The 8,419-nt window shown below is 65.5% G+C and carries 11 protein-coding genes and 1 pseudogene; 6 read left to right on the top strand and 6 right to left on the bottom strand.

The window, feature by feature from the left end; genetic code table 11:
* Window positions 1-1,269, bottom strand: a pseudogene (locus ABS88_RS20930) (CHAT domain-containing protein); the annotation flags it as partial.
* A 215-nt stretch (window positions 1,270-1,484) separates the two neighbouring features.
* Between ABS88_RS20930 and ABS88_RS20925 the strand changes: the two are divergent.
* From ABS88_RS20925 to grxD, 3 genes are read left to right on the top strand one after another with little or no spacing between them, the layout of a single operon-like run.
* Window positions 1,485-1,811, top strand: coding sequence for a DUF1476 domain-containing protein (locus ABS88_RS20925; protein WP_003039183.1), 327 nt, complete (start codon window positions 1,485-1,487; stop codon window positions 1,809-1,811).
* A gap of 26 nt (window positions 1,812-1,837) precedes the next feature.
* Window positions 1,838-2,071 carry a BolA/IbaG family iron-sulfur metabolism protein gene (locus tag ABS88_RS20920; protein WP_062769264.1) on the top strand — a complete coding sequence of 78 codons (234 nt, stop codon included), beginning with the start codon at window positions 1,838-1,840 and terminating at the stop codon, window positions 2,069-2,071.
* 48 nt (window positions 2,072-2,119) lie between these two features.
* A complete protein-coding gene (grxD, locus tag ABS88_RS20915) occupies window positions 2,120-2,449 on the top strand; it encodes a Grx4 family monothiol glutaredoxin (protein WP_003039178.1) in 330 nt (109 codons plus the stop codon).
* Window positions 2,450-2,516: 67 nt separating this feature from the next.
* On the opposite strand, the gene ABS88_RS20910 is transcribed toward grxD, so the two are convergent.
* Both ABS88_RS20910 and ABS88_RS20905 read right to left on the bottom strand, forming a co-directional pair.
* A complete protein-coding gene (locus tag ABS88_RS20910) occupies window positions 2,517-2,831 on the bottom strand; it encodes a DUF2218 domain-containing protein (RefSeq protein ID WP_286750476.1) in 315 nt (104 codons plus the stop codon).
* An 11-nt stretch (window positions 2,832-2,842) separates the two neighbouring features.
* Entirely contained in the window at window positions 2,843-3,409 is a 567-nt protein-coding gene (locus ABS88_RS20905) for a PadR family transcriptional regulator (RefSeq protein ID WP_003039172.1), read from the bottom strand.
* Window positions 3,410-3,859: 450 nt separating this feature from the next.
* Here ABS88_RS20905 and rplJ point away from each other — a divergent pair, with 450 nt between their 5' ends.
* The gene (rplJ, locus tag ABS88_RS20900) at window positions 3,860-4,375 is read left to right on the top strand and encodes a 50S ribosomal protein L10 (protein WP_003039169.1); all 516 of its coding nucleotides are present in this window, start codon (window positions 3,860-3,862) and stop codon (window positions 4,373-4,375) included.
* A gap of 56 nt (window positions 4,376-4,431) precedes the next feature.
* Complete coding sequence (gene rplL, locus ABS88_RS20895) at window positions 4,432-4,806, top strand: 50S ribosomal protein L7/L12 (protein ID WP_003039166.1); 375 nt, start codon at window positions 4,432-4,434, stop codon at window positions 4,804-4,806.
* 138 nt (window positions 4,807-4,944) lie between these two features.
* Here rplL and ABS88_RS20890 read toward each other — a convergent pair whose 3' ends face one another.
* From ABS88_RS20890 to ABS88_RS20880, 3 genes are all read right to left on the bottom strand, one after another.
* Entirely contained in the window at window positions 4,945-5,922 is a 978-nt protein-coding gene (locus tag ABS88_RS20890; RefSeq protein ID WP_286750475.1) for a hypothetical protein, read from the bottom strand.
* Between the two features lie 193 nt (window positions 5,923-6,115).
* Window positions 6,116-6,442, bottom strand: a complete 327-nt coding sequence (locus tag ABS88_RS20885; protein WP_003039158.1) for a beta/gamma crystallin-related protein — start codon at window positions 6,440-6,442, stop codon at window positions 6,116-6,118.
* 60 nt (window positions 6,443-6,502) lie between these two features.
* Window positions 6,503-7,945 carry an 8'-apo-carotenoid 13,14-cleaving dioxygenase gene (locus tag ABS88_RS20880; RefSeq protein ID WP_286750474.1) on the bottom strand — a complete coding sequence of 481 codons (1,443 nt, stop codon included), beginning with the start codon at window positions 7,943-7,945 and terminating at the stop codon, window positions 6,503-6,505.
* Window positions 7,946-7,996: 51 nt separating this feature from the next.
* Here ABS88_RS20880 and ABS88_RS20875 point away from each other — a divergent pair.
* Window positions 7,997-8,419, top strand: a 423-nt coding sequence (locus tag ABS88_RS20875) for a TetR/AcrR family transcriptional regulator (RefSeq protein ID WP_286750473.1), incomplete at its 3' end; no start/stop codon positions are given.

The following is an 8,419-nucleotide window of genomic DNA, read 5'->3' as shown; positions in this document are numbered from 1 at the left end:
ATATTCGATCGCGAGCGCATCGACCGATTCGCGGAAGCGCGCATCCGCCGCGCCCATGTCGCCCAGTGCCTCTTCGGTCAGTGCGAGCTCGCCGAGCATCTGCGAACGGAGCCGGACGATCGAAGTGACACGCCCCTGCCGCACGGCCAGCGCGTCGGTCAGACCCTTGAGCTGGAGTTGCTTGGCGGTCTTCGCATCGCCGCGGAGGCGATCGACGGTGCCGAGCAGATGCGTCGCCTGTGCGTCGATGATCTGCGCGCGCTCGAGCGGGCTCAGACGCTCGCTGTCCGATGTCTGGCGGATGGCGCGGGCGTTGCTGCCGCTGTTGACCCCCGCGGTGATCGCAGGGGTTAGCGTGACGCTGCCGTCGGCGGCTTCGATCGATGCGGTGGTCGGCGGCACCGGACGCTGCAGGATTTCGGCGGCGCGCGCATAGTCGCGCTGGTTGAGCGCATCGATCGCCTGAAAATTGCGCCGCAGCCGCAATTGCACCGGGTCGCTCGTCGGGATCGCATCGACTTCGGCGAACAGGCGCGCGGCTTCAGCAAATTCGCCGAGGTTCGATTTCTGGAGCGCGCGGTTAAGCGTGAATTCGCTCGGGTCGATGTCGCCGGTCGACGCATCGTTCGCGGTGCGGCGCGACAGCGCTTCGAAAAATTCGGCCGCTTCGGCATAGTCGCCGCTGTGGTTGCGGCGATAGCCTTCGGCGAGCGCCCGGTCGAGGTCGATCGTCCCGGCGAGCGTGCGCGCAAAGCCTTCGTCGCCGCCGCCGACCGACGTGGTCGCGACCTTGATGACGCCCGGTGCGACCTTGTGCTGCCGGATCGACTGGAGCGCGAGCGTCAGCGCATCGCCATAAGCGGCAAAGCCTTCGGCGGTGTAGGCGGTCGCGCCGTCCATTTCGATGCGGCTCGCCCATTCGACGCTGCTGCCCTTGATCGTGCAGCGCCCATCGGCGCCGCAGACAATGTTGGGATCGCGCGCCGCCGCCAGCCGCTGCGCCGCCTCGGCTTCGCTGGCACGCAGCGTGCGGATATAACCGACGGGCTGGCTCGCGTCGCGGCAGACGATCACCCAGGCGCGGTCGAACATGCCCTTGACGACGGCGTCGCGGACCGTCGCCTGCACTTCGCACAGCGAGCCGCCCTGGCTGCCGATCGAAAAGCTGTCGCGGAGCGTCGGGTCTTCGCCTTGTGCCCAGGCCGGGACAGGCGCCGATGCGGCGAGCAGCGCCAGCAAGGACAGGCGAAACGCAGGTCGTACGGTCATCACGATATTCCCCCAGGGTCACGGCATCGGGCACCTGGCCATCTGGTTGGCGGCAAGGCGCAGTCTGTTGCTGCGGTACGACCCATTCCCGTTGCGGCGGACCCTAAACCCCTTGTGGCGAAAAGGGAAGTGATCTGCCGCACAGGCGGCTTGCGCGCCGGGGCGCGGCCACCTATCTGCCATCCCGACAGGGTCAATTTCCAAAAGAGGGTGAAATGAGCGGATTCGACGATCGTGAACGGGCTTTCGAGGCGAAGTTCGCCCGCGACCAGGAGGTGCAGTTCCGCATCACCGCACGCCGCAATCGCCTGCTCGGCGAATGGGCTGCCGAGCGCATGGGGCTGACGCCCGAGGAAACCGACGCCTATGCCAAGGCGGTCGTGCAGGCCGATTTCGAGGAGGCCGGCGACGAGGATGTGATCCGCAAGCTGGCTGGCGACCTGACCGCCGCCGCGGTCGAGATCAGCGACGCCGAAATCCGCTCGATGCTCAACGAAAAGACGGCCGAGGCGCGCCGCCAGTTCATCGACACGCAGAACTGATCGCGGAACCAGGCAGGACATCCGGCATGGGCATGCGCGAATCCGATTTGCGGGCGATGATCGAGGCGGCGCTTCCCGACGCGGAGGTGACGATCACCGATCTTGCCGGCGACAACGATCATTATGCGGCGCATATCGTCAGCGAATCCTTTCGCGGATTGAGCCGCGTCGCGCAGCACAAGGCGGTCTATGCGGCGCTTGGCGGGCGCATGGGCGGCGAACTTCACGCCTTGCAATTGACCACCGCCATCCCTTCATAGGGGTATGACCCCAATGCGGCGCGCCCGCGCCCGTGCCGGAGACCTGTTATGACCGAAGCCACTCACGACCGCATTGCCAAGCTGGTCGCCGACAATCCCGTCCTGCTCTTCATGAAGGGCACGCCGCTTTTCCCGCAGTGCGGCTTTTCGTCGCGCGCCATTGCGATGCTCGACCGGCTTGGCGTCGAATATGCCAGCGTCGATGTGCTGCAGGACATGGAAATCCGGCAGGGCATCAAGGAATTTTCGGACTGGCCGACGATCCCCCAGCTCTATGTGAAGGGCGAATTCGTCGGCGGCAGCGATATCATGATGGAAATGTGGGAAGCCGGTGAGCTGCATCAGCTCGTCAACGGTCTTCCCGCGCGCGCCGACTGACATGGCGCGGCCCATCGGCCGATCGGCCGGGCCGGCGGTATAGACCGCGCGCCCGGCTCGACCTTGCCTATTGCCAGTCGAAGCGCAGCGGCGCCTCGCGAAAGGCGAAGCGGTCGAGGTGACGCGCGACCGCGCCCTTCAACGCCTCGAGCTGGCCTTCGGCGCTCGCATCGATGCGAACCGACAGGGTGGCTTTGCCGCCGTCGAAGGTGACCAGCCCGTCGCCGGGCCAGTCCGCCCCGCGCGCGTCGCGCGGAAAGGTCACGGTGCCGTGATCGGCGGTGAAAGCGACCGCCAGATTATGCTGCCAATGCTTGCAGAGCTGCTGCAGATATTTGCTCGCATGCGCCGTGGGGACCTGCGCAGTGGCGGTATGGATCATCTGAGCCTCCATCAAAGCCGCTCGATCTTCTGTGCCGCTTCGTCGATCCGCGCCACAATCTCGTGGAGCGTCGCTTCGTCGAGCTCGCGGTCGCGCAGCCGGTTCATCAATACGGCACGCAAATTGCCCATCGCCCGGCGCACTGAAGCGCTGTCGGTGCGCTGCTGCTCATCGCCGACTTCCGCCAGCCGCGCCAGCAGTTCGTCGACGAGCGCGGCATTGGCGTCGAGTTCGGCCTGACCCTCGGGGGTGATGGCGAACAGCTTCTTGGCGCCCTCGCTGTCGGCCGCGGCAATCTGGCCCATGTCGTCGAGCAAGGTGAGGGTGGGGTAGATCACGCCGGGGCTGGGCGCGTAAGCGCCGCCCGTCAGTTCCTCGATCCGCCGGATCAGGTCGTAGCCGTGGCGCGGTTCGTCGGCGATCAGCCGCAACAGGACGAGGCGCAGTTCGCCGCTGTCGAACATCCGGCGACGCCGGCCGCGGCCCTCGTCATCGTGGCCGTGACGGCCGCCAAAGCCGCGCCCGCGGCCGAAGCCGGGTCCGAATCCGCGCCCGCCGTGTCGCATGCCATGGCGCATGCCGCATCCGCGATCGCCTCTATGTCCATGAAAGTGCATGTCTTTATCCTTCAGACTGTTTTTAGATAGCTCTAAGATATATCGTAAATAAAATTGCGCAAGGGGTTTTGCGAATTTGTGCGCGAGCGCTCTGTGGCCGGAGCGGCTATTTCCCTTGACTCGCTGCGGCTCGCCGCTATTAGGCGCCCCCGTGTTGTCAGGGTTCCGATCCTGGCAATTCCGTCCGAGACAGTTGGTGCGGGGGATTTGCTCCGCTTAATTTCCAGCCTAGACGGGGAACAGTCTTTTTCGGTCGCCCGCCTGTATCCAGGCGCCCGCGGCTTGACCGACCCCATCGGACATCGCCACGCAACGGACAGACGGGATGCGTCCTTTCTGGCCTTTGCGTTCGTTAGCCGCCCGGCGGCGCGCCCTGTTGCGCGCATCCGGGCACAGAGTGGAGAAACAGGCATGGATCGTGCTCAAAAAGCCGATGCCGTATCCTCGCTGAACGCTACGCTGTCGAATGCGGCTTCGGTTGTGATCGTTCGCAACCTTGGTCTTACCGTCGCCCAGTCGACGGTGCTTCGCCAGCAGATGCGCGACGCGGGCGCGAGCTTCAAGGTCGCGAAGAACCGCCTGGCCAAGATCGCGCTCGAAGGCACGCCCTACACCGGCATCAGCGATTATCTGACCGGTCCCACGGCTATTGCCGCTTCCACCGATGCGGTGGCGGCTGCGAAGATCGCCGTGGAATTTGCCAAGACCAACGACAAGCTTGAAATCGTTGGCGGCGGCATGGGGGATGTGGTCCTCGACGTGGAAGGCGTGAAGGCGCTCGCTTCGCTGCCGTCGCTCGACGAGCTGCGCGGCACGCTTATCGGCCTGCTTCAGGCTCCGGCCACCAAGGTTGCCCAGATTGCGGCAGCCCCGGCTGGTCAGCTGGCGCGGGTCTTTGGTGCCTATGGCGCCAAGGAAGCGGCATAAACCCTACCTACCCTTACCAATTCACCGGGCTATCCCGGTTCTGATGGAGAATGAAAATGGCTGATCTTGCTAAGATCGTTGAAGACCTGTCGGCGCTGACCGTTCTGGAAGCTGCTGAACTTTCGAAGATGCTCGAAGAAAAGTGGGGCGTTTCGGCCGCCGCTGCTGTCGCTGTTGCCGCTCCGGCTGCTGGCGCTGGCGCTCCGGCTGCTGAAGAAAAGGACGAATTCGACGTCGTCCTGACCGGCGACGGTGGTCAGAAGATCAACGTCATCAAGGAAGTCCGCGCGATCACCGGCCTGGGCCTGGGCGAAGCCAAGGCGCTCGTCGAAGGCGCGCCGAAGGCCGTCAAGGAAGGTGTCAACAAGGCCGAAGCCGAAGACATCAAGAAGAAGCTGGAAGCTGCCGGCGCGACCGTCGAACTCAAGTAAGTTCGCTGTCGTTCGCAGCGGTTGCCGCCGGCTCCCGGCGGAACCATGGCGACAAGAAAAAGGGCGGTGCCTTGCGGCGCCGCCCTTTTTCCTTGCGCGACGAACAAACTTGGCGCGCGCGGCTAGTCAGCCTCTGGCTCAGCCCTTGGCGAAACCGGGGCGCAGGCCCGGGCGCGCGGGGCGGGTGTCTGGACGATGCACGTCCTGCTGCGCCGGGGCCGGTTCGGGACGCTGGGCGATATCCCACGCGCTGGCCGGCTGGCGGCGCATATCCTTCTGTTCAGCGAGCAGCGCATCATAGTCCATCCGTTCGCGGCGGTCATAGAAGCGCGCGCGCTTCAGCCGCTTCTTGAGCGTCAGGAAGGGATTGTCCTCGCTCGGGCCGGCCATGGCCAGCGCCTCATGGCGGCCCATGCTGCCGTGCGGCGCGGTGGCGAATGCGGGCGTCGAACGCGGCTTGGCGGGCGGCGCCGTAATGACAGGCGCGCGATAGGCTTCGGGCGCAGGGGCCGCGACCGGACCATCTTCGTAGCGCGTTTCCTCGGCGACACCATCGGTGCGACGGCGGCGCATCAAAGCGAAGGCTGCGCCGCCCGCGAGCAACAGAGCGGCGGCGCCGCCAGCGATTTCCCAAGGGAAGGCGTCGCCGCCGACATCGGCGCGCTGCGCGACCACAGGATCTGCCGGTTCGGCAACCGGCGCCGCGAGCGGCGGCGTCAGCGCGCTATCTTCGGCGAGCGTCGATGCGGCTGCGGTAGCCGGTGCGGCTGGTTCGGTTGCGGGGCTCGCCGGGGCTGCGGCGGGCTCGCGGGTCCGCTCGGCCGGTGCGGCTTTCGCCTGACGTTCGGCGCGCGGCGCGGGGGCCGCCTCGGCCTGCGGTTCCGCCACCTTCGGCGTTGCTTCGGTAGCTGGGGGCGCGACGTCGAGCGGCACGCGGATGACCGGCGCAGGTGCGGTCGTCGCAGGCTGCGTCGTCTGCGGAGCCGGTGCGGCGACCGGCGGGACCATCACAACCGGCGGCGCGACGGGTTCGGGCGCCATCGCGGGGGGCGTGGTTTCGGCCGGCGCGGTCTGCGCAAAGGCGGCCGGGGTGGACAGGACCAGGAACGCGGCCATCGCGCTCGTGGCAGGGCGGAGGAGGGGGAGCTTCTTCGTCATAGTGAAAGGAAAACGAACCGCGCGTGAAAAGCGCTGCCAAATGACAGCGCTTTTCACGACGAGCCGTGGCGGCCCGGCGATTGGACGAAGAATTTTGGCGTCTAGTGCTGGCCGTTACATGTACGACAAGCGCCATTTGCCGCTTCTCTGCTTAATCTCCTGCGGCTTTGATCAAGCGCGCGGACTGCAGCATTGCCTTACCTATACCGGTTTCGTCTGCCGAGAGGGTCAGGCAGTTGCCCTTGTATTTAGGCTTATCGCATACCTCCCAGACGTCGCCGGGAAAGACGGCTATGCTGCCGACAAGGAAATCATGCCCCAAGCTGGGATTATCTTTGGCGATGCGATAGGATTCGCCGTCGAACTTTTGACCCTTGAAAAGGGTGAGCGTTCCTTTGAGCGTCTTCGCATTTTCGTCCGCCGCGACGGGCGACGAGAGAAACGCCAAGACGGCAAACGCGGCTGCAAAGTGCTTCATGTCTGTCTCCTTTCCCCAATCAATGTGGAAATGACTCCGCCGCGTCAACCGCTGGCCGTCCTAATCGGCGACCCAATTGCCGTGAAAGCCGGGCGGGATCCGGTGCGGCAGATGGATTACCGCTTGCGGCGCGCCGGTAAAATCGTCGGCGTTCAGGATGACGAGCTCGCTCGTCTCGTTGGTCATGTCGACCACCAGGCCGATCAACCATCCGTCATCTTCGGCGCCCGCGGCGCTGCGCGGGACGAAGACGAACTCGCCGGGATGGCGGCCGGGGCCGAAATCGCGCGCCTCGGTCACGCCCCTTTCCAGATCGTGGCGGAACAGCCGGGTATCGGCGATCGCCATTTCGATCGCGTCCCCGCCCGGAATGGCGACGCTGTAGATATAGCGATAGGGGCGGGTGGTCAGCCGCTCGTCGTAGCGCGGAAATTCCTGCGGATGATCGTGCAGAACCGTGCGCGTCGTCGTCCCCGCCGCCGGATCGATGGTCCAGCGTTCCATGCGCGACCGTTCGCTATCGGGGCCGCGCGTCGAGCGCGCGAACATCGTGTCGTGCGCGACGACATCGACCACCACCTTGCCGTCGGCGGTTTCGAACGCATTGGCTGGGTGAAAGACATAGCAGGGGTCGACCGGCACCCACACCACCTCGTCGCCGCGGCCTTTCCTGGGGAGGAGGCCGACCCGCGCGGGATGGGCTTCGTTCCACGCATAGGGAAAGCGATAGCCCGCGAGCAGCGATTTTATCGAAAAGGTCACCGGCAGGTCGAACACCAGCACGTAATTTTCGGTGATGGCGCAGTCGTGGATCGACGGGCCGTCGCTGACCGCGACCGCTTCCTCTCGGATCACCTGCGCCTTGTCGTCGAGCACGACGTGCCAGACCTTGTTCATTTCGTCGCCGCGGTAGGTGATCGCATGCGTCTCGCCGGTGAGCGGGTCATGATGCGGGTGTGCCGTATAAGGGCCAGCGAGGGTGCCGTCGAAGGGGTTGTGGGCGATTGTCATGAGTTGATCGTCGAGTTCGACGGGCTTGCCGCCCGCCTCGACGATCGCAAAGGTACGTCCCGCCAATCCGACGACATTGGTGTTGGGGGCATCGAAGCCGTCGGTGCGCGGGCCGGGCGGGATCGGCTCGCCGAGCTTTGCGCACGCCTCGGTCCCGCGCACCCAGCGGTTGCGATACCAGTGCGCCTTGCCGTCGCCGATGCGCAGCCCGTGGACCATGCCGGCGCCCGTGAACCAGTGGTAGCTCGCGGGATCGGGGGGGAGAGCCGGGTTGGGGCCATTGCGCAGATAACGGCCCGAAAGCGCCGCGGGAATGTCCCCGTCGACACGCAGAGCCTCGATCGTCAGTTCCTCGGTCATCGGCGTATGGATGCCGGTCAGATAGGGATGCGCGTCGGTGGGGCGGGGCAGGCGCTTGCGGTTGAAATCGGCGACCTTGCCGATGCCTTTCGAGACCGCGCCGCGGATCAGCGTTTCCATATTGCTTGCCATGCCCTTCTCCTTTCGCTTGCGCGACCGACTCGCGATGTTTACAGTGAAAACATGATCGATGAAGATAACAGTGTCAACATGGAAAATGCCGATGCGGCGGCGACGCCGCGTGGCAAGGGTTATCATCATGGCGACCTGCGCGCCGCGGTGACCGCAGCGGGGATGAAGCGGCTGACCGAGGGCGGCGATGCCGAGCTTGGCCTGCGCGCGCTAGCGCGCGACGTCGGCGTCAGTGCGACCGCGCTTTACCGGCATTTTCCCGACAAGGAGGCGTTGCTCGATGCGCTGGCCGACGAAGGGCTGCGGCGGCTGGGGGCGTTGCAGGCGCAGGCGTGGCTCAAGGCGGGCGGCGGCAAGGCCGGCTTTCTTGCAATAGGTGTCGCCTATGTCCGCTTTGCGCACGAAGACCCGGCAATCTTTCGGCTCAGCTTTACCCGGCAGATGCCCGAGCGCTATCGCGAAGCGGGAACCGAT

This window comes from Sphingopyxis sp. SCN 67-31, from assembly GCF_001725095.1.
Note: the sequence above shows the minus strand (reverse complement) of the source record. Positions and strands in the feature narration are given on the sequence as shown.

Excerpts from the sequence above, each read along its gene's own strand:
- ABS88_RS20925 (WP_003039183.1), top strand. The coding sequence starts at position 1,485 with ATGAGCGGATTCGACGATCGTGAACGGGCTTTCGAGGCGAAGTTCGCC.
- ABS88_RS20920 (WP_062769264.1), top strand. The coding sequence starts at position 1,838 with ATGGGCATGCGCGAATCCGATTTGCGGGCGATGATCGAGGCGGCGCTT.
- grxD (WP_003039178.1), top strand. The coding sequence starts at position 2,120 with ATGACCGAAGCCACTCACGACCGCATTGCCAAGCTGGTCGCCGACAAT.
- ABS88_RS20910 (WP_286750476.1), bottom strand. The coding sequence starts at position 2,831 with ATGATCCATACCGCCACTGCGCAGGTCCCCACGGCGCATGCGAGCAAA.
- ABS88_RS20905 (WP_003039172.1), bottom strand. The coding sequence starts at position 3,409 with ATGCGCCATGGCATGCGACACGGCGGGCGCGGATTCGGACCCGGCTTC.
- rplJ (WP_003039169.1), top strand. The coding sequence starts at position 3,860 with ATGGATCGTGCTCAAAAAGCCGATGCCGTATCCTCGCTGAACGCTACG.
- rplL (WP_003039166.1), top strand. The coding sequence starts at position 4,432 with ATGGCTGATCTTGCTAAGATCGTTGAAGACCTGTCGGCGCTGACCGTT.
- ABS88_RS20890 (WP_286750475.1), bottom strand. The coding sequence starts at position 5,922 with ATGGCCGCGTTCCTGGTCCTGTCCACCCCGGCCGCCTTTGCGCAGACC.
- ABS88_RS20885 (WP_003039158.1), bottom strand. The coding sequence starts at position 6,442 with ATGAAGCACTTTGCAGCCGCGTTTGCCGTCTTGGCGTTTCTCTCGTCG.
- ABS88_RS20880 (WP_286750474.1), bottom strand. The coding sequence starts at position 7,945 with ATGGCAAGCAATATGGAAACGCTGATCCGCGGCGCGGTCTCGAAAGGC.